The organism is Sphingomonas hominis, assembly GCF_013328205.1.
GTDB lineage: Bacteria > Pseudomonadota > Alphaproteobacteria > Sphingomonadales > Sphingomonadaceae > Sphingomonas > Sphingomonas hominis.
The window spans coordinates 47102-70949 of the sequence record NZ_JABULH010000008.1; the positions used below are offsets into that span (position 1 = coordinate 47102).

Below are 23848 nucleotides of genomic sequence, written 5' to 3' on the forward strand. Positions count from 1 at the left end.
CGGCATAGACCTTTTCTCGCCCGACTGCCCTATCGAGTACATCATTACCGTCGAGGCGCTGAAGGAAGGCTGGGACTGTTCGTTCGCCTATGTCTTCTGTTCGGTCGCCAACATACGCAGCGCGACCGACGCGGAGCAGCTGCTCGGTCGTGTGCTCCGCATGCCCTATGCTGAGCGGCGCAAGGCGCCCGCGCTGAACAAGGCCTATGCGCACCTCGTGTCCAGGTCGTTCGCGGAGGCCGCGACGGCCCTGAAGGACCGGCTGGTCGACATGGGCTTCGAGGAGCAGGAGGCGGAAGCCTCGATCGAAGCGGCGCCGACGCTGGGCGAGGGGCTGTGCGGCGCGCGCGCGCGTCCGCTGCCGTCCGCGCGGATCGAGGTTGCGGCGGATGCGGGCATTCTCGCGGCGGTGAAGGTCGCCGCGCCCGACCGGGTCAGCGTCGAGGATGGGGCGATCCGGATCACCGGCTTCCTGCGTGAGGCGGAGAAGGCGGCGGTCTATGCCGCGCTCCCCGCATCCGCAGCGGACCATGTTCGGGAGCAGGTTGCCGCCTACGAGGCCGAGCACGCGCATGAAGCGGCGCCCGCGGAGCTTGGGCAGACGTTCGTCGTGCCCCGCCTAATGGTGCAGGTGCAGGGCGAGCTGGTGTTCGCCGATACGGACCGCCTGGCCGAGTTCTTCGACTGGTCGCTTGCCGAGGCAGGGCACCAGCTCACCCGCGACCAGTTCGACGTGGCCGAGACGGCGGACGCCTTTCAGATCGACCTCGACGGCGATCGACTGACCGTGGCGCACAGCGATGTCAGCGACCAGTTGCTGCTCGACGTACCGGTAGAGGGCTGGACGGAAAGCGGGCTCGTCGCGCTGTTAGCGCGGCAGGTGCGACAGGACGACGTGCGCCCCGCCGAGCTGCTGGCGTGGCTGGCCGATGTGGTCGGCTTCCTGGTCCGAGATCGTCGCCTACCGCTCGCCGCGCTGATGCGTTGCCGCTTCCTGCTTGCGCGCCGCCTGCGCGACCGCATCGCCGCCGTTCGCCAGGCCGCGCGTGAACGAGCGTACCAGAGCTGCCTGTTCGGCCCTGACGCTGCGCCGACGGTGTCGACGGACCACGGCTTCCGCTTCGCTGATGGCATGTTCGACGGGGTGCCCGCCTATCGGGGCAGCTATTGCTTCACCAAGCATTTTCTGCCCGCGGTACCCGCCTTCGATAGCGGCGAGGACGGCGAGGAGCTCAGCGCCGCCAAACAGCTCGACGCCGTGCTGGAGGTGGATGTCTGGGTCCGCAACGTCGCGAGCCATCCCGCCGCCTTCTGGCTGCCGCTGGCGACCGGTCGCACCTACCCTGACTTCGTGGCGCGGCTGAAGGACGGCCGCCTCCTGGTCGTCGAATATAAGGGCGGCCATCTCGTTCGCGACGCATCGGAAAAGCGTCTCGCCGGTGAGCTTTGGGAGAGAAGCGGCGGAGGCCTTTATGTCTTTGCTGAGCGGGAGCGAGACGCGTTAAACGTACGAGATCAGATCCGTCGCGCGATCGGGCGGAACTGATCGGGCGGCCTTTCGGGGTGGATAGCGGAATGGCCCCTTTTGGGCGGCGATCGCGGTATAGCGGACGTTCGCTCATGAGGCGACGCAGTGAGCTTGAACGCGTCGTCCCTTGGGACTTGTGACGTAGCCTTCCGACACTTGGAAGCCGGCGAAAACCCGTGCGTCAACGCGCAGGATCAGAACTGACCGGTCGTGACACCAAGAGCCAATGAACCTAGGCTCGAACAAGGGGTTCGAACCCCGCCCTCCCGGACAGCGGCGCTTGGCCCAGGACCCGCCTCGCTCTATGAATCGGCTCGAAAGAGATTTTGAGTGGAAGCAGTCGGTCAGTCCGGCCTGCCACTCGGGTCTTTGGAGTAGAACGCCAAACGGGCGAAAACCTCAGAGGATGATCTTGCAGACACGGCAGGTAGAGGGGCTCACCAAGAGGAAACGGGATGGAACTCCCTACGCTCGACGTGGGGAGGTTGAGGCCGCGCTGGAATCGCTGGTCAATCTATCGCGCGAGGAGATCCTCAAGAGGCTGAAGGTGCGAGACTCGACCTCACCGAACTATGTGCAGTCAGAGTGCCTTGTCTACCTGATCCGTGCCACGCGGAACGACAACGATGAGCGGTACTTCAACGAACTCTACCGAGAACTCATGCGGCGTTTGGCGTCCGCTCTTCCCCGCGTTGAAGGAGAGCGGGCCGGCGGTCCTGAGAACGTCTATGGGGCGGACGCACGAGATCGCGTGCGCGACATCTTCAAGGCCAGGCTGATCGAGGACCGTGCGGCTCCTGGATCCGCGCTCGACTACTTCGAAGTCATGTTTTCGGGCGCGGTCGCGGCGTTGCGCAAGACCTCCATGAGCCGAGCGCGACGGCAGATGGCGAGAAGGGACGCCATCGACGACGAGGAGAGCGGCGAACCATCCATCGCGGTGGAGAAGGCGGTCGGCAGCCTCGACGTCAAACAGGAGCTGCTATCAGACGACCCAAATTACCGGTCGAAGGTCGCAAAGGCGATCAGGACGCTACCAGACAAGCAACGCAGAGTTATCGAGATGCTCCTCCAAGACATGCCCATCGACTCGATCGACGACGACGTCCTAACGATACGCAAGGTCCTCGGCGTGAGATCGGAGAAGACCGTGCGCAACAGACGCGACGCCGCCATCGCGACCATACGGGAGCAGCTGGGGATCGGAAGCTGGAATGACTGACCAGGCTCACCATGACGCCGAGGAGGTCCTGATGGCTTTCGCTGTGGAGCCCGAGCACGATCGGGGCACGCTGGAACGATACCTGCGCCTCCACCCCGAACTCGCCGAGGACCTCATCGATCTGTCTATGGAGCTGCGGCTCCAGCGCGCGACCGCCGACATCTCGGCGCCCGTCGACGAGGCCTGGGTCGAGGCGTCGCTGGCCGACTTCCATGCCGCGGCGCCGGCACGCGTGGCGGCGCAGGTAGCCGATCCGTTCGCCACGATCTCCTCCGGCGAACTCGTCACCCTCAGGCGCTCGCTCGACGTCCCCAGCGGCGTGGTACAGGGCTTCCGCTCCCGGGCGGTCGACATCGCCAGCGTCCCGGTCGGTTTCCTCGCGGACATGGCCCGCGGCCTGCGCACCGGGGTCGACGAGCTGAGCGCCTTCCTGGCGGGTCCGCCGAGGCTGACGCCGGGCCTCAGCTACAAGTCCGACGACGCGCCGAGCGCGGACGGGGACAAGGTGACCTTCGAGGCACTGCTCGAGCAGTGCAGGGTGCCGGAGGACAGGCGCAGGCAGCTGCTGAACCTGCGAGACTGAGGGGTGGACGCCGTCGAACTCGCGCGGCAGCGCGCCGGGGCCATGCATGATGCGGCCGTCGCGGGTGGCGCGGACCCTTGGGATCCGATCGACATCGTCACGGCCGTCGCCGCCGACAGAGGTCTCGACGTCGAGCCGGTCGAGGCGGGAAGTCCCATCCTGGCCGGCGGCCGCGCGCAGTTCGATCCGAGTGACCGGGCAATCCGCTACGAGGACGCGGGTGACGCGTTCGCGCGGGCATTTCTGATCGGTCACGAGCTCGGGCACGCCACCCTGGGCGACGACCGCGCGGAGCACATCGCTCTGGAGGTCGATCCCGCCCGTCCGGCTGAGGCGGCGCCGGTCGGCGAGGACCGGGTCGTGGACTACAGCCGGCGGCAACGGCGGGAGGTCCAGATGGACCTCTTCGGCCGCGAGCTGATCCTGCCACGGCCGCGTGCGCGATCCCTGCATCTCGACGGCATGACAGCGACGCAGATCGCCGATCGGCTCGGCGCTCCGTTCGACGTGGTCGCGATGCAGCTGCTCGACGCCCTGCTGCTCCCCGAGATCGACGCCGCCCTTCCACAGCAGCCGGCGTCCCCACCCAAGCCCCTCAACCCGGAACAGGCAGAAGCCGCCCGACACCGCGGCGCCCCCTACCTACTCGAGGCGGGACCGGGTACCGGCAAGACGCAGACGCTCGTCGGGCGCGTTGCCGGGCTGGTCGACGACGGTGTCGATCCCCGCTCGATCCTGGTGCTCACCTTCTCGAACAAGGCCGCAGGCGAGCTCTCAGACCGCATCGCGCTGCTCCGCCCCGACGCCGCACCGGCGATGTGGATCGGCACCTTCCACGCGTTCGGGCTGGACATCGTACGGCGCCACCATCGTCAGCTGGGCTTCGCGAGGGAACCTCGCATGATGGATCGCAGTGAGGCGATCGCCATCATGGAGCATGAATACCTTGCCCTGAAACTCCGGCACCACCGCGACTTTATGGATCCGGCGCGCCCGTTGAAGGACATGCTCGGCGCGATGTCGCGGGCGAAGGACGAGGTTGCCGACGCCGAGCGCTTCGCGTCCCTCGCTCAGAAGATGGTGGACAACGCCGTCGACGCCGACGCCCGCGAGGCGGGGGAGCGGTGCGCCGAGGTCGCGCTCGTCTACAGGAGATACGAGGAGCTGAAGCAGGCGGCCTGCGCCGTGGATTTCGGCGACCTCGTGTCGCTGCCGGTCACGCTGCTCGACGGCGATCCACAGGCGGCGGCCGCGCTTCGCGCTACCTACTCGCACATCCTCGTCGACGAGTATCAGGACGTGAACCGCAGCAGCGTGCGGCTGCTCCAGAAGCTGACCGACGCCGGCCGGAACCTCTGGGCCGTGGGAGACGCGCGGCAGGCGATCTACAGGTTTCGCGGCGCCTCGTCCTTCAACATGTCCCGGTTCGCGACCCACGACTTCCCGCGCGCTTTGGGCAGCCGACTGCGCGTCAACTACCGCTCGACGCCAGAGATCGTTGGCGCATTCTCCAGGTTTGGCGGGAGCATGCAGGCAGGCACCGGCGACGCGTCGCTCGACGCCTTTCGCGCTTCCATCGGGATCACACCTGAGCACGTCACCTTCGGCGACAACGACGACGAGGCCGACGCGCTCGCCAACGAAATCCTGCGGGTCTCGCCGCAGGTGCCGTTCCGCGATCAGGCGGTGCTCTGCCCAGGGAACGATCGGCTCACCCGCGTCGGCCGCGAACTGGAGCGGCGCGGCATCCCGGTGCTCTACCTCGGCAACCTGTTCGAGCGTCCCGAGGTGAAGGATCTCCTGTCCGTCCTCTCTTTGCTGGTCGACCGACGCGCGATGGGCCTCGTCCGGAAACCTACGCTCGAAGGGCTCGCGACGGGCCTGAGCCTTGCCGGCGCATCGGCAGTCGTCGAGCACTCGCGCGCCACCGAAGCGGGGCCGATGGCGTGGGCGTCCGCGACGACCACGGCGCCGCACCTGGGACAGGGCGACGCCGACGCTCTCGATCGTGCCGCCGGGATGCTGGCCGGCTTCGGCATCGACGCGAGGCCCTGGACAGTGCTCGCCCACCTCCTGCTCGACCGGACGCGGACGGCTGCACTGCTCGCCTCGGCGGATGACGTCTCGAGCCGCGCCATGGGCGTGGCGATCTGGCAGCTGATGGGCTTCCTGCGCGCGGAGCGATCGGGACCCGGCCTCCCGATCCAGCGCACACTCGACGGGATCAGGCGCCTCGTCCAGCTCGCCGACGAGCGGGACCTCCGCCAACTCCCTACGGCGGCGCAGGGCATCGACGCCGTGCGGCTGATGACGATCCACGGCAGCAAGGGGCTCGAGTTCCTCGCAGTGCACGTCATGGGCCTCAACAAGAACGCGATGCCGAGCACGGCGCGCAAACCCGCCTGCCCAGTCCCGGACGGGATGATCGAGGGAGGACAGGGCGGCACTGTCGCCCTCGCCGCCGCGGACCACGCGCTCGAACAGGAATGCCTGCTCTACGTCGCCGCATCTCGCGCGCGCGACCGGCTGCTGCTGTATTCGGCCACCAGGACGGCGAAAGGGGCCCGGCGCGACGCCTCCCCCTTCATCGCCCGGCTAGGGGTGACGAACGCACGCCCGGCGATCGCGCATGCAGAACGTGCAGCCGATCCCGAGACCCTGCCGCTTCCGATCCGCATCGGGCCGCCCGTGCGCATCACCACCGCGCAGCTGGACCTCTACTCCCGCTGTCCCCGCCGCTTCCTCTACACGCACGTCCTTGACGTGGGCGGGCGACGCACGCCGACCACGATGACGAGGATGCACGACCTGGTGCGAGGCGTGGTGAAGGAGCTCGCCGCCAGTGACTCCTCCGCATCCTCGATGGCCGACATGGAGGCGCTGCTCGAACTGCGCTGGTCCGAGGGTCCCCTCGCCACCGAGGAGTATCGCCTCCATCGGGAGGTCGCCACGCTCCTCCTCCGACGCTTCGTGACAATCCGCGCGGGAGCGGCCCGCGCCGACACGGGGCCGCTGGTGGCGACGATCGGGGGCGACGAGGTGACCGCGGTCGCCGACGACGTCGTCACCGCAGGGGGCCGGCACGTGGCCCGCGTCATCAGGACCGGGCACAAGTCGTCCTCCACCGGCAAGGCGCTCGCCGACGCGGCCTTTCAGATGGCCGCCGCGGCGTCGCTGCCCGGCTGCGTCGTGGAGATCATCCACCTCGGCGATGACGAGCCGACCATCGCGCTTGCCTTCGACGGCAAGGCACTAGGCAGGAACCTGGGCAAGCTGACGGAGACGCTGGAGTCGATCGCCTCGGGCCGGTTCGAACCCGAGCGGTCCGACCGCACCTGTCCCTTCTGCCCCGCCTTCTTCACCTGCGGCCCTCTCGCCGACGGGAACCTGCAAAAAAATCTCTGACCGGAATTACCGGTCGACCCGGGCTGGCGGGATTGACCCTTCGAGACCGACGCAGATCCGCCGAGGTCCGAAGAGGAAAAACAACACCATGACCATCATCGACCACCCCGACATCGACGACGTCGAGAGCGCCGTTCAGGAGAGCCGCGCGCTGCGTCCCGGACGCTACCGCGTCTCCTTCGCGCTCGACGACCTCAACTACCAGCCGATCGTCCTCGATGATCCCGTGCCCCTCGGCCGCCAGATCCTGAAGGCGGGTGGCATCAAGGACGTCGACGGCCACGCGCTGTTCGTCATCACCCCCGAAGGCGACTTCGAGGACGTCCGCGCCGACGAGGAGGTAGACCTGCGCGACCGCGCCGCCCACCGGTTCGTCGCCTTCAGCACCGATCCGCTCTACCGTGTGAAGCTCAACGACAGCCGCATCGTGTGGGGCCGTCCCTCCATCCCGGAAGCGGTGCTCCGCTCGCTCGCCGGCATCGGCGACGACGAGGCCGTGTTTCTCGACGTGCGCGGCGGCAAGGACAAGCTGATCGAGCCGGGCAGCGAGGCCGATCTCGCCGGCGACGGCGTCGAGAAGTTCATCACCGCGCCGAACAAAGTCACCTACACCTTCTTCGTCAACGGCAAGCCCTACAAGACCGACAAGAAGAAGGTCACCGGCGCGCAGATCAAGGCGATGGTGTCCGACTGGGATCAGACCCACGACCTCTCCCTTGAAGGCGCGGGCGACGATCCCGATCGCATCATCGGCGACGATGAGACGGTCAGCCTCGACCCAAAGCACGGCGTTCGCCGCTTCTCGTCGGTCCCCAAGGCGAACTTCGGCTGATGTCGGGCATTCTCAGCATGCAGCTGGAGCAACTGCGGGAGCGCTTCGGCGAAGCGCACGCCAGCACGATGGCGAGCGGCACCACGCTCGTCACCGTGCCCGGGGTGCGCCTGCCGGGGGGGTGGTCGAGGTCCTCGACCACCATTCGCTTCCTCGTCCCGCCCGGCTACCCCTTCGCGCAGCTCGACTGCTTCTGGGCGGATCCCGACCTCCTTCTCGCCCACGGGGCCACGCCGCAGAACGCGGCGCTGAACGTCATCCCGGAGACCCTGCAGCAGGGCATGTGGTTCTCGTGGCACCTCGCGAGCGCCTGGAACCCGAACCGCGACACCCTATCGACGTGGATGAACGTGGTGATCGACCGTCTGAGGCAGGTCCGATGAGCGGCCTGCGCTTCGCGGCGTCGACCTATTCGGCGCTGGCCTCCGGCCTGCTCGACGCTGACGGTCTTGAGAGCTGCGCCATCGGCTACGCCCACCACGATCCCGCCAGCGGGTCCTGGATCGTCGCCGACGCCGCTCCCGTGCCGGACGACGCCTACGAACGTCGCGACTGCGTCTCGGCCGTCCTTAAACCCGGATTTCTGATCGACGTGGCCAATCGCAGTCGGATTACCGGCATGGCGGTCGTGGCGATCCACACTCATCCCGGCAGCCGCGGCAACCCACACTTCTCCGCGACCGACAACCATGGTGAGACCGAACTCGCGTCCTATCTCGCCAGGCGCGGCGCGCCGGTGCCCCACGTCGCACTGGTGATCGGCCTGGAGGGCGCGCGCGCCCGCATCCTTGGCGGCGACGAGGAGGTGCCGGTGTGGGAGGTGGGGGAGAAGCTCGTCCTCCAGTCGCCGCTCGCAGGCGGGGCTTCTCACGGCCGTGACGACCGCCAGGTCCGCGCCTTCGGCGAACCGGGGCAGCGCCTGCTCCGCCGACTCCGGTTCGCGGTGATCGGCGCTGGCGGCACCGGATCGCTCGTATGCCAGCAGCTCGCCCACCTCGGCGCCTCGTGGATCACCGTCGTCGATCCCGATCTCGTTGAGGAGACGAACCTCAACCGCCTCGTGGGCTCAATCCCCTCGGACGTGGGCCGGCCCAAAGTGGATGTGGCCGCGCGCATGATCCAGGCCATCAATCCGGCCGCCACGGTGATACCGATGCAGGCGGACATCGTGGACGAGCATGTAGCCGCCCTCCTGGCGACGTTCGACTTCATCCTCCTGTGCACGGACTCGCACGCCAGCCGCGCCGTGGTGAACCAGGCCGCCTACCAGCACCTGGTGCCCGTGATCGACATGGGCGTCAGCATCACGGTCGCGAACGGGGCGGTGAGCCACGTCACCGGACGGGTGCAGATGCTCTCCCCCGGCCTCCCGTGCCTGACCTGCTGCGGCGCACTCGACGCCGACGCAATCCGTCGCGAGATGCAGACGCCGGAGCAGCGCGCGGCCGACCCGTATGTCCATGGCGTGCGGGAGCCGCAGCCCGCCGTGCTCTCCATCAACTCGACGGTCAGCTCGCTCGCGATGACGATGGTTCTCGGCGCGGTGACGCCGGTGCCCGTCAAGCCGCGATACCAGACCTACGACGGCATCCGCGGAAGGGTCCGGGAGATGGCCGTCGCGGTGCAGCCGGGCTGCGTGGTGTGCTCCCACGCGGGCGCGCTGACGAAAGGCGCGACGTGGAGCCTGCCGGTCCGACCGGGCGTGAGCGGCGGAGGCGGGCGATGAGCTCGCCGGCGCGGCAGGTGCGCATGGTCGGCGACGCCGAATACCGGGACCAGGCTGAGGCGAACCTCGGCCAGCCGGGTGACGCGTCGCTGATCCTTAGGGGCAGGCCGCGGGCGATCGTGATGGCCTGTCCCGACGGTTGCGGCGAGACGCTCGTCGTGAACCTCGACGGGCGCGCGGGCAAGGCATGGCGCTTCGACATGCGCCGCGGCGGGCTGACGCTCTTCCCCTCAGTGTGGCGGAACGGCGGCTGCGGCAGCCACTTCATCGTCTGGCGCGGTCACATTCTGTGGTGCGACCGGTTCGAACGGGACAACCTTGAGCCGGACTACGACGCGAGTATCGAGGAGCTTGTCCTGGCCGCGATGGACGTCGAGGAGCCTCGCAGCGCGGTTCAGCTCGCGGACGCCATCGACGAGCTGGTCTGGGACACGAACCGCGCGGCCAACCGACTGGTCCGACGCGGAGCTGCTAGCTCATGGAAGGTCGGGGGCCAATGGGTGTTCACCCGCTTAGCCTAAGGTACGAGTCCGCCGGTATGGGCAAGAGAACCAAGCCGGTGGGCACATAGGCTTGATCGGACGCCCGGCCAGCGACAAGATCGCCAATCGTTCGGGTGCACTGAGGAGCCCGTTCAACGCTGGGATGGGGGTATAGTTGGCCGAAGGCTTTCGATTCCTGCACGCAGCGGACATCCATCTGGACAGTCCGCTGCACGGGCTTTCCCGATATGAGGGATTGCCGGCGGACGAGATTCGCTCGGCTACCCGCTCCGCATTCGACAATATGGTGCAGCGCGCGCTCGACGAGGCGCTCGACTTCGTCGTGATCGCCGGCGACCTGTTCGACGGCGACTGGAAGGACATGGGCACCGGCCTTTACTTTGCACGCGCGATGGGGCGGCTGAACCAGGCCGGCATCCCCGCCTTCGTTCTCGCCGGCAACCACGACGCCGCGTCGGTCGTGTCTCGCACGGTGCCCTGGCCGCCGAACGTGCGCCTATTCGGGACCAAGCGCCCCGAAACGCACCGGCTGCCCGGACTCTCGGTGGCCGTGCACGGCCAGAGCTTCGCCACCGCGGCCGTCACCGACAACCTGGCGCTCGGCTACCCGCCGGCGGACCCGCATTCGTTCAACATCGGCATGCTGCACACCGCGCTCGCCGGGCGCCGGGGGCACGAGAACTACGCGCCCTGCAGCCTCGAGGACCTGCAGGCGCGCGGCTACCAGTACTGGGCGCTCGGCCATGTTCACGAGTTCGAGGTGGTCTGCGAGGAACCCCACGTCGTGTTCCCCGGCAACGTCCAGGGTCGCACGATCCGAGAGACCGGCCCCAAGGGGGCAGTGATCGTGACGGTCGAGGATCGGGAGGTGGCCGGGCTCGAGCGCGTGGAGCTCGACGTGGTGCGCTGGGCCCGCGTGGAGGTCGATTGCGGCGACGCCACGGCGGATGCGGTCGCGGACCTCGTGCGCGCGGAGCTCCATCGCGCACATGGTGCCAATGCGGCCGGCCTGCCGCTGGTGGCGCGGGTGACGCTGGTCGGCGAGACCGCGGACGCCGGCGCGCTTCACGACCGAGCCGGCCCGCTGCGCGACGAGGTCCGCGCGCTGGCCGCGGGCATCTCGCCCGACCTGTTCATCGAGAAGGTCAAGGTAGCGGTGAGCCACGCCGCCTCGCCGGGGGAGGCGATGGTGGACGGCCTCGATCCGCTGATCGACGAGGCGTCGGCCGATCCCGGCCTCGCCGCCGCGCTTGCGCAGGATCTCGAGCGGTTCATGCTGGCCGCCGGGACCACCCTGGGCGAAACGGAGGACGGCGAGCTGCGCCAGCGGGCGATCGCCGGCGACTGGCCGGCGGTGCTCCGGACCGCCTCGATCGCGCTTCGCTCGCGCCTGACGGGGAAGGCCTGACATGCGCTTCGCCAGGCTTTCGCTCGAGCGCTATGGCCGCTTCGAGGGCTGCGAGCTGGAGTTCAGGGCTGGCAGCCCCGACCTGCACATCGTCTACGGCGCGAACGAGGCCGGGAAGACGACTTCGCTGGCCGCGGTGTCCGACCTCCTCTTCGGGTTCCCGGCCCGCTCGCCTTACAACTTCCTTTTCGACTACGCGCTGCTCCGGGTCGGGGCGGTGCTGGAGGACGCCGGGCGCACGCTCGCATGCCGGCGCAAGAAGGGGACCGCGGGCACGCTGCTCGACGAGGCGGACGCGGCGATGGACGAAGCTCTCCTGCGAGGCATGCTCAAGGGCCAGACCAGGGAGACCTTCGGCCTCTCGTTCAGCCTGGATCAGGAGGCGCTCCGCTCCGGCGGCAGGGCGATGGTCGAGGCGAGGAACGACCTGGGTCGCACCCTGTTCGCGGCGGGCTCGGGCTTGACGGCCGTCGCCGACGAACTGAAGTCCCTGGAGGCCGAGGCGGACGCGATCTGGGGACCCACGGCGAAGGCGAGCCGGACCTACACGCAGGCTCAGCGCCAGCTCGCCGAGGCCGCGCGGCTCGTGAAGGAGAACGCGCTCAGGCCTAAGGCCTGGACCGACGCCAGGGCCGCAGCCGACGACACGTTCTCGATCCTGGAGCGGGCGCGGCGCGAGCGCGACGCCGTGGAGGAGGAGCTCAGCGGCCTCGAGCGCATGCGGCGGATCGCCCCGCTCGCCCGCCGCCGCGAGGAGGCGCTCGATGCGCTCGCGACGCACGCGGCGACTGTCGAGCTGGGCCGCCTCCGCGAGGACGCGGCCGAGAAGCTGATCGGGGAGGCGGAGGCGGCGGTGCGCGAAGCCGCCATGGCCGAGCAGCTCCGCGCCGATCTGGGCGGGCGCCGCGACAAGGTGGCGGCGGATGCGGCCGCGCTGACCGAGGCGGAGGCCGTGGACGAAATGGTCGTCGAGGAAGGGGCCGTCGCCAAGGCGGCCCGTGACCTGGTCCGCCTGCAGGCGGAGCACGCAGCCGCGGTGGCGCTCGTCGAGGTGCGCCGCCGCGACGCGGGTCCGAACGCCGACGCTCCTCCCCCTCTGCGGGTCGTCTCCGCGCGGTTGCGCGAGCTCGCTCGGTTCTGTGGCGAGCTGCAGGCCGAGGAGCGCCACATCGCTAAGGCGCGGACCACGCTCGGCGAGCGGCGGCGGCGGGCGGAGGCGGAGCTGGCCAAGGTGCCTGAGGACGGCGCCGCTGAGGCGCTGACTGCGGCGCTCGATGCCGCCAAGGCCCTGGGCGCGGACGTGGACGGCCGCGTGGCGCAGGCCCGCGACGCCGCCAATGCGGCCTCCGCGCAGCTGCAGGCGGCGCTCGCAAGGCTGAAGCCCTGGCAGGGGCAGGTGGAGGAGCTGGTCTCGCTCCCCGTCGTCGGCGCGGCCGAGGCCGAGCGCGCGCGCGACAACGTCGCCGACCTGATCGCGGAGATCCGGCGGGAGGAGGACGGCGCCCGGCGCGCGTCCGAGCAGGTTGCGGCCGCCACGCTCGCGATCAACCAAGTCGAGACCGGGTCCGCGGTCTCGGCGGACGACCTGGCAGAGGCCAGGCAGGCCCGCGAGGCGACCTGGAGCCCGATCCGCGACCACGTGGTCGCGGGAGCGCCGCTTCCGCGGCCGGAGGAGGCCGTCCAGGCCTTCGAGTCGAGCGTGACGTCCGCGGACGAGCGCGCCGATCTGCGCTTCGCGCTGGCCGACGCATCCTCCCGCCTGTCGATCCTGCAGCAGCGCAGGTCGACCCATGAGCTCGAAGCGGATCAGGCGCGCGCCCGCGCCGAGGCGTTGTCGAAGCGGCACAGCGAGGTCCTCGCCGGGTGGCAAGCGCGCTTGGTGCAGGCCGGCCTGCCCGCCATGGACCCGGCGGCGTTCATCACCTGGCAGGCGGAGCGCGCCAGCGCCGAGGAGGTGGCGCGCGAAGCCGGCCGGCTCGCGACCGAGGCCGACCGTTGGGCAGCGCGTCGGGATGGCGCGAGAAGCGCCCTGTTCGCGGCGCTCTCCGTTGCGGACGGGGGCGGTGAAATCGCGCCTGTCCTCGGCATCGCCGATCGCCGCCAGGCGGCCCTCGACGAGGCGCTCAAGGCCCGGCTGCTCGCCCGCTCCGAGCTGGATCGCATCGACGAGGATGCCGCAGACCTCGACGCTCGCGCGCGGCGCCTCGCCTCCGACCTCGAGGAAGGCGCGCGCGCATGGCGCGAGGCGATCGGCAGGGCTGGTCTCGAAGTCGAGGTGGCGACCTGCGGGACGGTGCTCGACGCGCTGGACGAGCTCCGCGAGGCGGTTGCAGCCGAGGCGGCGCTGAAGCGGCGGATCGGGAGCATAGTGAGGGACGAGCGCGAGCACGCGAACCGCGTCGGCGCCATCGCGGATCGACTCGGCGTGGCGGCCGGCGAGCCCGCGGCTCGCCTGGCCATGCTCAAGGCCCGCGTGTCGGCGGCACGGTCGGCGCAGGCCGTCCTAACGGGCATGACCGAGGAGGAGACCGCGCTGGAAAGGCGGATCGGCGGCGCGCGCGCCACGCTGGCGACCGCCGAAGCTGCCCTGACGTCCGTTCTGGCGGAGACCGGCTGCGCGGACCGGACCGAGCTGACCGGGGCCATCGAGCGCTCCCGGGCCGTGACCGCCCTCAGGACCGACCTGGCCGCGATCGAGAGGCGCATCGTCGAGGAGGGCGACGGACTGTCGCTCGACGAGCTGGTGGCGGCCTGCTCGGCCACCAATGCGGGCGAGGCGGCGGCCTCGGCATCGTCGCTGCGGTCGCGGCTCGCGGACCTGAATGCCGCCGTCGACGCGGCCGCGACCGCACACGGGGAGGCGCGCAAGGCCTTCCAGTCGTTCGACACCGGATCGACCTCGGCGGCGGACGCCGCCGCGGAGGCGGAGCAGGCGCGGGCGGAGCTCGAGGTCCTGTCCGAGCACTTTATCCTGAAGCGCGCCCAGGCGGTCATGCTCAAGTGGGCGATCGAGCGCTACCGCGAGCGACACCAGGATCCGCTCCTCCTGCGCGCAGGCGAGCTGTTCGCCAAGCTCACCACGGGCCGGTACGCGTCGTTGAAGGTCGACAGCGAGGGCAGCTCGCCGCGCCTTCTCGGACTGCGCGACGACGGCCGCACGGTGGTGGAGGTCGGCGCCATGAGCGAGGGCACGACCGACCAGCTCTTCCTGGCGCTCCGCCTCGCCGCCCTGGAGCGTTCTGTGGCGGCCGGTGTCGCGCTGCCCTTCCTCGCCGACGACCTATTCGTGAACTTCGACGACGACCGCGCGCGGGCCGGGTTCGAGGTGCTCGCCGACGTCGCGCGCACGACGCAGGTCCTCTTCTTCACCCACCATCCCCACCTGGTGGCGATCGCCAAGTCCGTGGTTGGCGCCCAGCTCCATTCCGAATGCGCGCTGCAGTGAGCGGACCCGCGAACAGCATCGCCCCGTTGGACCTAATCGCGGCCCACGCGTGGCGCCGCGCGACGTTCACGACCTATTCGTTCAGCGCGTCCTTCACCGAGGCCGTGCTGATCGAGGCGCTCATGCGCCAGGGCGTCACCGACATCACGATCCTGACCGACCCGCTCGGGTACCGCATGGCGCTGCGGGAACGGGGCGCGGTCCGGATCGGCCGCGAGTACGTCGTGCATCCCGTCGCGGTGCGGCAGGGCTGCTTCCATCCGAAGCTCATGGTGCTCGAGGCGGATGACGCGACCCACCTGACCGTGGGATCCGGCAACCTGACCTTCGGCGGCTGGTCCGCCAACCTCGAGTGCGTCGAGCACCTCCATGCGAACGGGATGGCGGCGGCGGTCGGCGACATCGGCATGTTCTTCGCCGCCCTCGCCGACGCGCCGAACTGCGAGCACGACGCCCGGAGCCACTGCCGCGCGCTGGCGGATCGCCTGGTCGGCGCGGCCGCCGCCGGCACGGACGACGGGGCCGTCCGGGTGCTCACCAGCCTCGACGCGCCGATAGTCGATGGATTGACGGCCGCAGCCGGGGAGCTCGGTGGCGCGAGGACGCTGACCATCGCGTCTCCCTATTGGGAGGCGTCCGCTGTCGAGCGGCTGGCCAGGACGCTCGGCGTGGCGGAGGTCCGGGCCCACGTCCCGATCGCATCGGTCTCCGCGCCCGAGGGCTTGGACTGGCCTCGTGCGGCCAAGGGCGTGCGGCCCGTGCGCATCGAACATCTCGCGGTGGACGACGCGGCCGCCCGCGGCCTGCACGCCAAGGTCTTCGAGGTCGTCTGCGCCCGTGGTCGGCTGATCATGTCGGGCAGCGCCAACGCGACCGGCGCCGCGCTGACCCACGGCGGCGCGACGTCGCGCAATGTCGAGGTCTGCGTGCTGAGGACCGATCGCCGGGCCGGACGTCGGTGGCAGGTCCAGGAGGCGAAGGCGCCTCCGAAGCCCAAGTCGGTGCTTGAGGGCGATGATGACGAGGCCGAGGTGGGCGTGCTCGTGGCCGCTCACGTCGACGGGGGCATCGAGGGGCGGATCCTGACGCCTTGGAAGGCGGCTTCGGCCGTGGCCACGTTGGAGGTCTCGCGGCGCACCATCGCCATCGGAACGGTGGAGGTGGAGGGCGGCGCCTTCACGATCGCGGTCGGTCAGCTCGACGACGAGGAGCTGTCGCTGGAGGGGCGGATCCAGCTGCGCTTTCAGGGTGGGGACGCGGTCGCTGAAGGCTTCGTGACCGCGCCGGACTTCGGGGCGATCAGGGGACGCGCCGGAAAGGCGCTGCCCTCGATGCTTGCGGTGCTGAAGAACCTGCAGACGCCCGAGGACGTGCTCGCCGTCATGGAGTTCTTCCGGGCCAACCCGGATGCGCTGAGGACGAGGTCGGTCATCCGCGGTCGCACCGCCGGAAGCGGGCCCGAGAAGGTAGACCCGCTGATCGATGCCGGCCTGGTGGGCCGGCCCACTGCGGACGCTGGCGATCGCCAACGCGAGGAGGGCGGTGGGCGTAAGGAGGAGCTCGCATGGCAGCGGTTCGTCGCAAGGCTCCTGCAGGCGTTCGCGCGCGGCCCCGCCCCGATCGAGGGTGACGACGAGGACGAGGCCGATCGCACCGAGAAGGCGCGTCGCAAGCGCGTGGCGCAGGCGCGGCACGCGCTCGAGGTCGGCTTTCCCGAGCTCTTCCAGAAGCTGACCGCCACCATCGCCTCCGATGTGGAGCTCGTGAACATCGCGCGGCTCACCCACTTCGTGTGCGTCTCCACCGAGCACCCCGCGACCGAGGCGTTCGTGGCGCGGCTCGTCGGGCTGGGGCGCAAGGTTTCGCTCGGCCAGAACGCCAAGGACACGCTGGCCTGGTGCATCGTCCAGCTGGCCGCGGCCGGAGCCGGGCTGAACGCGGCGATGGCGCGCGGACGCATGCTGTCGCTGGGCATCGACCCGGACCAAGCGCCGGAAGCCGATTGCGCGCTGACGGGGTTTCGGGATCTGCTCGCTCCCGACGCCGATCTTGATGCGACGTTCGCAGCGATACGGGCGACCCGCACGGTGCACGACGACGTGCGCGCACTCGAGGCCGGCTTGATGACCAACGTCGTGCCAGAGGGGCTGGAGGTGCTCGCCCATCACCCGTCCTGGCACAGGCTTCTCGAGCAATGCCGCCGCGAGCCGGAGCGCCGGCGCATCCGCTTCGTCGACCAGCCCGTCAGCGCGTGCTCCTGCAACATCGTGCTGCCGCGGCTCAGGGATGAGCTGGCGCGCGATGGCGTCTGCGACACCGGCTGCCACGGGTTCGTCCTGGTGAGGAACGCATGAAGTCGGACGCGCTGATCGAACTGGAGAGGCTCAGCCGGCGGGCGTCGGACTGCTCGATCGTCTCGCCGGCGAAAGCGAAGGCGGGCGGCGTCGACCCGCTGGGGCTCCGCCAAATTAACTTTGACCTTATGAACGAGGTGTTCCCCGGTCTGAATAACGTGGCGCGGCACATACGCCCCTTCACCCTGGTGGCTTGGGCGTGGCGTCGGACCATTGCCTTGGCGAGGGAGCGCAAGGAGCGGCTCCCCCTGTCCGCGCACGAGGACTTCGTTGCGCGGATCGAAGTGGCCTTCGCGTGGTCGCTGCTCCAGCGGCAGGGCACCGGCGGCATCGACCTGCCCGGGAAGCAGCGCATCGCGGAGCTCTGGGGCGACGCGAAGGTGATCCGCTTCGGGGACGAGCAGTGGACGGACTTCGTCAAGGCGCGGCGCAACTCGACCGCACTGACCGCGGCGATCAACTACGGACCCGGCCTGCGGGCGTTCCGGATTCTCGTCGACGACGCGCACCAGCCGGGCGTTCGCGTTCCGGGTGAGGGAACGGAGAAGCTGCTCGACGCCTTCGAGAGGCGGCTGATGCCCCTCCTCGACCACAAGCTGTTCAACGGCTGGGGACCGTGCCCACTCAAGCGGGCTACTGCGGAGGAGTGGGCGGACGTCTGGGACATGGACGAGCTGATCGCAGCCGAACGCAAGGCCATGTGCGACCGGCTCGTCGGCGAGGTCGCATCCAGGAGCCGTCGCGGCGGTTTCCGCCTTCTCACCCGCGTCTGCGAGGACGTGGAGGAGGACGAGCTGGACGAGGAGACGCTACGTCCGGCGATGTTCGATCTGGCCAGCAACGAGCTCCACGAGGAGGTCGTGCTCTGGCGGCGCGTCCAGGTGCGACAGGCCTTCCGCCTGGCGCTCGAGGCACTGTTCGAATGGATCGTGGGGCAGATCGGCGGCGGCACCCTGACCACCGAGGTGCTGGCGCAGCGCCTGCTCGAAGAGGTGGACGTGGAGGTGGCCACGGCGCGTGACTGGTTCTCCTCTCTCGTCGAGGAGAATGCGACGGTGGTGGGCGCGATGGCCGAGCTGCAGTCCTGCATGCAGGCGCGCCAGGGGGTTGGGACGGCCGCGCTTGCCGCGCTCGCCGTCTCCGTCCTTTCGCCGAAAGATCTCCATGACCACTCCGAGCGACGCGAGCGGCTCCCGATCGCGCTCGCCCTTGCCGACGTCGAGAGGCTCGGCAAGGGCTCGCCGGCCCACCTCCTCGCCCACGTGATCGAGAGCTGGATCATCGCCCAGCATACCTACTGGTCCGTGGGACGCGGTCTCGCCGACGCGCGTGCCGGTGGGAAGAGGATCCTGCGGCTGCGCCTCGTGCTGGAACCCGGCGGCTGGCGGGTGACGCGTGGGAAGGGCGCTCCCGGCATTCCGAGGCCCACCCCGGACCGGCTGCGCAGTGCTATCAGCTTAGCGCGGGAAGCCAGCATAATCTGATTTCGAGTGCCCGCTGTCGGCAGACTTCCGCGGCATGCTTACGGCGGTCCCGCCCTCGCCGGCCCGCGAAAGCCCTTGCACTCAGGTAAGTGGAAGGAGGGCAATGGGCCATCCGGCACAGCTACGATCGCGTGGACTCCTCTGGTGCAGCTGACTCCGTAGCATTTCATGGGCGAGTACCCGTGACTTCGATATTAACGAGTGGCGGAAGTCAGGAAGTGTAAAACGGTTTGAGCGTCCGCGTCTGGGTCATGCTTCATATGCTGAGGGACTTTCAGAGCTGACTAGCTAAGCTCCAAGACACGGCGGTAATTGGCAACCTCGTCATCAAAGCACTTCAAAATCGCGGTCCCATCATAGGGATCGAGATAGTCGAACAGGCTCGGGTCGAAATGAGGTTCCAAGCCGCTATGGCAGGTATGGCAGAGGGTAATCAAGTTGGCCATTTCGGTCGCCCCACCTCGAGCCCACGGGCGGACATGATGGACGTTCAACACAATGTCGACGTTGTCATCAGGATGTCGGCCACAGACCCGACAACGCCTGTTGTCGCGACGAAGCACCGCCATTCGCACCTTTGGTGTCGGCGCTCGCCTTTCCGCGCCAGGGTCGAGTAGCGCCGGATCGACGAAGCCGGAGCGTCCCGAATAGTGCGCAGGGTGCGGCTCTGCGATATCGGGAAAACCTGTCTCCGCGACCGACCGCTCGACCAGTGCATGCCCTCCCGACGTAAGGAAATCTGCTAGGCCCTCCAACGTTAGAACATGACGATATGAATGGCCGAGTGCGGCCCAGCCGTTCCCAAACTCGCTGCCGACAACTCTGGCTTGTCGCATCTCGACGCGCCGGTCCTCACTCTGCCAACCGACCCAACGGGTGTCGATGCTACAGCTCGCCCGACCGTCGGCCGTGGCAGTAAGGGTCATTGCATAGAATTCGACGGGGGCCAGTGGGTTTGATCCTGTCGTTGCTGCCAAATCTTGCAGGCGGCACATTCGGGCAGGATGAATGAGCGTCCGTCATGAAGCAACGGTCGAGGAACGCTTAGTGACCGTAACTGGGCCTCTGCGGTTTCGCGCACCATAGAAATGATCTGGTGTGCACCTGCCGTTCAAAGAGGTCAGGCTGGATGGGCTCAGTCTTACGCCTCACCGGCAGTTAGGATCTCACCCGAGCGAGTACGCGAGCTGCCACGCCGCTCTGCACCTGGAGCTGACGCCCGTAGCGACGGGCCGTGGAAGGCGACGACCAACGCAGCGTGAGGGCGATGCCGGCGCCGTCTTCGCCAGCAGCGAACAGATCCTGGGTGAGCCCGACCCGCAGACTGTGCGTCGACAGGGCCGCGATCGCAGCGTCGAGCTCACCGGCGGGCAGCTCGACCAGTCCAGCTGCTGCGGCCGCGAGCGCGATCCGGCGATAGATGCCGGTGACGCCCTGACGAGTGAGGGGCTGATTCCCGACCGTATAGGTGACGAGCAGCGCGGCGCCGTCCGCGTCCGCATCGCCCCAGCGCGCGTCCGCCAATTCCTTAGAGCGCTGGCGGCGCCGATCGACCCCGACGCGGCGGAACAACACGCCCTCGGTGATGTCTGCCTCGGCAAACCACGCCGCCACTCGGCGCATGGTGTCGGCCGACAGCCACGCCCAGGCACCGAGTCCCTCCTGATCGGTCTTGGAGCGCGGAAGATGAAGCAGCCCGCTGCCGTCCGGCTGCGGTCGTAGATCCTGGACAGCAACCGCGGTGAGTTCGCTCACGCGAAGACCCGCGTCATAGCCAACCGACAGCAGCGCCGCGTCGCGCATCCCCTGTACGTCGGTGCTGCAGGCAGCGAGCATCGCCGAGATCGTGAACCCACCCGTCGCGCCGAGCTCCCCGCCGAACCGCAACGGCGCGGCCTGACGCTGCGCCGCGCCCTTGCGGCGTCGGTTCGCGCGTAAGGCGTTGCGCACCATCGGTGCGGCAACGGGGTTGGCCTCCCTGTCGAGCCCCAGCAGACGGTGGACAGTGGCAAGGCTCGCGACCCGTCGGCTGAGCGTCGCCGGCTTCTTTCCGTCGGCCTCGAGCGCGCGCAGATAGCGAACGACATCCTCCGGATCGGCGGGGCAGGGCGCGCGGCGCTCGCTCGCACACCAGTCGAGCCAGCAATCGAGGTCGGCCGCGATTGCGAGCTTGGACGCGTCGGCCATCGCCTCGAGCGCGGTCTCGACGCCGATCGCGCTGACCGGCGGCAGGTCAGCGGGTGCCGCGCGGCCGAGGGTTGCTAGCAGACGGTCGTCAGGGGAGGGGGCAGCGCCCAGCGCGCGCCGCTGCGGCAGACCGCCGGCATCCCCGGCGCGGACGACGATCAGCTGGCTGTCGGTCACCGCGGCGCGCCATCGGCGTCGGTCGACGCGGCGTCGCGGCCGAACCAGGCGACGAAGCGCCCGACACCGCGGCCGATCACCTCCGCCGCTCGGTCGCGCGCCTCGTCCCAGATCGGCTTGGCGGCATTGTTGACCATCAAACCCCAGAACAGGAGCACGCCGGCCGGAGCGACATTGTCGCCGACCGGTGCTTCCGCGACCTTGCCGGCGACCGCGACCACGCTACGCACCGTCATGATGATCGGGACCGCCAGAACGACCCCGAGCACGAGCAGCACGCCATGACCGATATAGCTGGGTCGGAACGCGATCTTGGCGAAGCCGCCAGCGACCACCGACAGGCCGAACGCGGCCGCGGCGATCGCACCAAGCATCGCGCGGCCCGCAATGGTCAGATGCAGCGCTTGGTCGGCGCCGACACGGCCAAGCCACGCGGCCGACCCGAGCTTGGCAACGCCGAGCGGCACCAGGATCAGCGTCGCCATCAGCGCAACGTAGCCGCCGATCGCAACGGTGGTGAACAAGGTGCGCTTGAGATGGGGTTCGGCGCGGTCGCCGAGCTGCCGCCAGCGTGCTGCGATCGACGTCATCTCTGCCCATCCTGTTGTAGGTTTCCTTGAAAAGGTGGACGTAATTCGTCCTCCAGCAGTATTCGAAAAGAGTGGATCTGCGCCCGAAATAGTGGACGTCAGGCGCCGTGCTCCGCCAGAACTCGCCTGCCCGAGCCTGACCGTACCCAAAAGCACGAATGTGCGGCTAATCGGCCAGCGGCCGTACGTTGGTGATGGTGACGCCGACCTCAGCGCTCGCCAGCGGACCATCTGTCGTGAACATCTCCAATTGAAGGTCGATAGCCAAGGCAAGACACGCTCGGTCACCAAGCGAAAGACCAAGCGCCTTCGTCGACGGTAGCAAGTCGCCTATAATGAGCGCCTGGGCTGGAGAAAGCGGCCGAACGTCGAGGTGGAGCCCGCCGAGCGCCTCACGCACCTCGTCGAGCGACAATCCTCGCTCTCGCAGCTTGGACACGACCTCTGCCAAGTTAGCCGTCCCGATGACGCTGCGGGTCAGGACGTCGACTACCCGATCCGCCCCGGGTTCATCGTTCAGAAGGCAGAGCAGGACGGAGGCATCGAGTACGACTTTGCTACTCACGCTCCGACTCACGCCGGCGCTCTGCGATCAGCTCATCAGCCAAGCCGACGCCTTCGGGCACATACTTGCGCAGGATCGCGCGAGCACGCTCAAGTGCCTTAGGTACGGAACGTACCCGCAACTCGCCATCGTCCACATCGACGAGAACGGTGTCACCTGTGGTGATCCCGAGCTCACGGCGCATTGCCGCCGGGATCACGAGCTTACCACCATCGACGATTCTAACCCTCTGTGCTTCCATCTGCACCAAACCCGTTTCTCTGACCTGTCCAACGGTCTTATACCCAATAGCAAAGTCGGACGCCAGCTGGAGGCAGGGATAGATGCACGGCCGATCACCGAAATAGCGTTCATCGATGATGGAGCAGCTACTTAGACCCGGTCCGCTTAGCTAGGCTACGTAGGACCGGTAGTTGCCGTTCTGAGCCGACTGCTGCATGACTGGCTCGCAAGGGTGTATCCAGAGTAGCCATGACAAACGACAGCACACGACCGATCCGCGCTGCACGCGTGTACCTGCGGGTCAGTACAGACGAGCAGGACCTAACCCGGCAGGAGGCAATCGTCGCCGCCGCGCGGGCGGCAGGCTACTATGTCGCGGCAGTGTACCGGGAAAAGGCATCGGGCGCGCGGCCCGACCGGCCCGAGCTGCTTCGCATGGTTGCCGACCTCCAGCCGGGCGAGGTGGTGGTGGCAGAAAAGATCGACCGGATCAGCCGTCTGCCTCTCGCCGAGGCGGAGTTGCTGGTGGCGACGATCCGGGGGAAGGGGGCTCGCCTCTCTGTACCCGGAATCGTTGACCTGTCCGATCTTGTTGCCGACAGCGTCGGGGTAGCTCGTATCGTACTCGAAGCGGTGCAGGACATGCTGTTGCGCGTGGCGCTGCAGACCGCACGCGACGATTTTGTAACCCGGCGCGAGCGGCAGCGTGAGGGCATCGAGATCGCCAAGCGAGCAGGGCGCTATACCGGTCGTAAGCCTGATCTGGCGCATCACAGGCGCATCATTGGTTTGCGCGAGGCAGGCATGAGCATCGCTCGCACGGCAGCACTGGCCGGATGCAGCATTGCTCAAGTAAAACGGGTGACGGCCTTACACCGAGCGAAAGCTGCAGCCGTGTCAGAGCGCGGCGTGAACGACGACGCAGGCGTGTCGTTCGGATTTTCGCGCCCTGGGACGCTTGAGTAAGGCGCTGCGCAAAGGTCGGTGAGCGGACCGGCTGCATGCAAGCTGGCGGTAAGCGGACCGGCCGCTTTCAAGCGCGATACGGCGGTGCACGGCTGCTCGTTTGGCTAGGCAGAGCCATGACGCTCATGAATACAGCTTCGGGTCGACTACAACCCCGAAGCAGCCGACGTTCCTTCAGGGGCGAAAACAGCTACGATCAGGCTGCGTAGCCATTTCACGCCCAGGTCATTGTTGAAGCGGGGGTGAGTATGAACCTTCACTTCGATCGGCGGTGGGTCGAACGGCAGCGACATGAGCTGAAATTCGCCTGCCTTGTTGAAGCGGCGGCTCAGGAACTCCGGGAAGATCACCGCCAGGTCGGTGTTGCGCACCACTTCGGGGGCAACAGTGAAGTGCCCCAACCTTAGGGCGACCTGACGCCGAATCCCCGCATCAGAGAGCCATTGATCGATCATGTGGTGGCCGGGTGCGCTGGTGCCGGCATGGACGTAGCGGAGTGTGCTGAACTGCGCCTCAGTGAGGGCTCCCCCGCCCACTGGATGACCGCGCCGCACCATGCAGACGAGCCGGTCGTTAGGTGTTTGATCCCACGGTTTGATGGTGCGATCCTTTCGTTGGAATGGAAGGAAGCCGTATGGGACAGGTACGTCA

19 protein-coding genes are annotated in these 23848 nt (G+C 68.5%); 13 read left to right on the forward strand and 6 right to left on the reverse strand.

What is annotated here, in order from left to right:
• Nucleotides 1–160 precede the first annotated feature (160 nt).
• From HRV97_RS17485 to HRV97_RS15200, 12 genes are all read left to right on the forward strand, one after another.
• Nucleotides 161–1546, forward strand: coding sequence for a hypothetical protein (locus HRV97_RS17485; RefSeq protein WP_246248781.1), 1386 nt, complete (start codon nucleotides 161–163; stop codon nucleotides 1544–1546).
• Nucleotides 1547–1940: 394 nt separating this feature from the next.
• Entirely contained in the window at nucleotides 1941–2750 is an 810-nt protein-coding gene (locus tag HRV97_RS15150) for an RNA polymerase sigma factor (RefSeq protein WP_174195086.1), read from the forward strand.
• 31 nt (nucleotides 2751–2781) lie between these two features.
• Complete coding sequence (locus tag HRV97_RS15155; protein WP_174195087.1) at nucleotides 2782–3333, forward strand: hypothetical protein; 552 nt, start codon at nucleotides 2782–2784, stop codon at nucleotides 3331–3333.
• Between the two features lie 3 nt (nucleotides 3334–3336).
• Nucleotides 3337–6738, forward strand: a complete 3402-nt coding sequence (locus tag HRV97_RS15160; RefSeq protein WP_174195088.1) for a UvrD-helicase domain-containing protein — start codon at nucleotides 3337–3339, stop codon at nucleotides 6736–6738.
• Nucleotides 6739–6826: 88 nt separating this feature from the next.
• Nucleotides 6827–7570 (forward strand): multiubiquitin domain-containing protein, encoded by a 744-nt coding sequence (locus tag HRV97_RS15165; protein ID WP_174195089.1) that lies wholly within the window; start codon nucleotides 6827–6829, stop codon nucleotides 7568–7570.
• Nucleotides 7570–7953, forward strand: coding sequence for an E2/UBC family protein (locus tag HRV97_RS15170; RefSeq protein ID WP_174195090.1), 384 nt, complete (start codon nucleotides 7570–7572; stop codon nucleotides 7951–7953). The genes HRV97_RS15165 and HRV97_RS15170 overlap by 1 nt, the downstream gene beginning before the upstream one ends.
• Entirely contained in the window at nucleotides 7950–9296 is a 1347-nt protein-coding gene (locus tag HRV97_RS15175; RefSeq protein WP_174195091.1) for a HesA/MoeB/ThiF family protein, read from the forward strand. Before HRV97_RS15170 ends, HRV97_RS15175 begins: the two co-directional genes overlap by 4 nt.
• A complete protein-coding gene (locus tag HRV97_RS15180) occupies nucleotides 9293–9817 on the forward strand; it encodes a ubiquitination-like system serine protease family protein (RefSeq protein ID WP_174195092.1) in 525 nt (174 codons plus the stop codon). The genes HRV97_RS15175 and HRV97_RS15180 overlap by 4 nt, the downstream gene beginning before the upstream one ends.
• A 136-nt stretch (nucleotides 9818–9953) precedes the next feature.
• Nucleotides 9954–11207 (forward strand): metallophosphoesterase family protein, encoded by a 1254-nt coding sequence (locus HRV97_RS15185; RefSeq protein WP_246248782.1) that lies wholly within the window; start codon nucleotides 9954–9956, stop codon nucleotides 11205–11207.
• 1 nt (nucleotide 11208) lies between these two features.
• On the forward strand, nucleotides 11209–14652 hold the full coding sequence (locus tag HRV97_RS15190; RefSeq protein WP_174195093.1) for an ATP-binding protein: 3444 nt from the start codon (nucleotides 11209–11211) through the stop codon (nucleotides 14650–14652).
• On the forward strand, nucleotides 14649–17006 hold the full coding sequence (locus tag HRV97_RS15195; RefSeq protein ID WP_174195094.1) for a phospholipase D-like domain-containing protein: 2358 nt from the start codon (nucleotides 14649–14651) through the stop codon (nucleotides 17004–17006). Before HRV97_RS15190 ends, HRV97_RS15195 begins: the two co-directional genes overlap by 4 nt.
• A complete protein-coding gene (locus HRV97_RS15200; RefSeq protein WP_174195095.1) occupies nucleotides 17003–18490 on the forward strand; it encodes a septum formation inhibitor-activating ATPase in 1488 nt (495 codons plus the stop codon). The genes HRV97_RS15195 and HRV97_RS15200 overlap by 4 nt, the downstream gene beginning before the upstream one ends.
• A 284-nt stretch (nucleotides 18491–18774) precedes the next feature.
• On the opposite strand, the gene HRV97_RS17300 is transcribed toward HRV97_RS15200, so the two are convergent.
• The 5 genes from HRV97_RS17300 to HRV97_RS15225 form a co-directional block, all read right to left on the reverse strand.
• Nucleotides 18775–19416: an HNH endonuclease gene (locus HRV97_RS17300; protein WP_223176892.1), complete on the reverse strand. Its 642-nt coding sequence runs from the start codon at nucleotides 19414–19416 to the stop codon at nucleotides 18775–18777.
• A 232-nt stretch (nucleotides 19417–19648) separates the two neighbouring features.
• Complete coding sequence (locus HRV97_RS15210; protein WP_174195096.1) at nucleotides 19649–20854, reverse strand: tyrosine-type recombinase/integrase; 1206 nt, start codon at nucleotides 20852–20854, stop codon at nucleotides 19649–19651.
• Complete coding sequence (locus HRV97_RS15215) at nucleotides 20851–21444, reverse strand: hypothetical protein (protein WP_174195097.1); 594 nt, start codon at nucleotides 21442–21444, stop codon at nucleotides 20851–20853. The genes HRV97_RS15210 and HRV97_RS15215 overlap by 4 nt, the downstream gene beginning before the upstream one ends.
• A 166-nt stretch (nucleotides 21445–21610) precedes the next feature.
• The gene (locus HRV97_RS15220; RefSeq protein WP_174195098.1) at nucleotides 21611–22009 is read right to left on the reverse strand and encodes a PIN domain-containing protein; all 399 of its coding nucleotides are present in this window, start codon (nucleotides 22007–22009) and stop codon (nucleotides 21611–21613) included.
• Nucleotides 22002–22250, reverse strand: coding sequence for an AbrB/MazE/SpoVT family DNA-binding domain-containing protein (locus HRV97_RS15225; RefSeq protein WP_174195107.1), 249 nt, complete (start codon nucleotides 22248–22250; stop codon nucleotides 22002–22004). The genes HRV97_RS15220 and HRV97_RS15225 overlap by 8 nt, the downstream gene beginning before the upstream one ends.
• A 230-nt stretch (nucleotides 22251–22480) precedes the next feature.
• On the opposite strand from HRV97_RS15225, the gene HRV97_RS15230 reads away from it, so the two are divergent.
• Nucleotides 22481–23197, forward strand: coding sequence for a recombinase family protein (locus HRV97_RS15230; protein WP_241527253.1), 717 nt, complete (start codon nucleotides 22481–22483; stop codon nucleotides 23195–23197).
• A gap of 146 nt (nucleotides 23198–23343) precedes the next feature.
• On the opposite strand, the gene HRV97_RS15235 is transcribed toward HRV97_RS15230, so the two are convergent.
• The coding region (locus HRV97_RS15235) for a LysR substrate-binding domain-containing protein (RefSeq protein WP_223176893.1) at nucleotides 23344–23848 on the reverse strand (505 nt) is incomplete at its 5' end.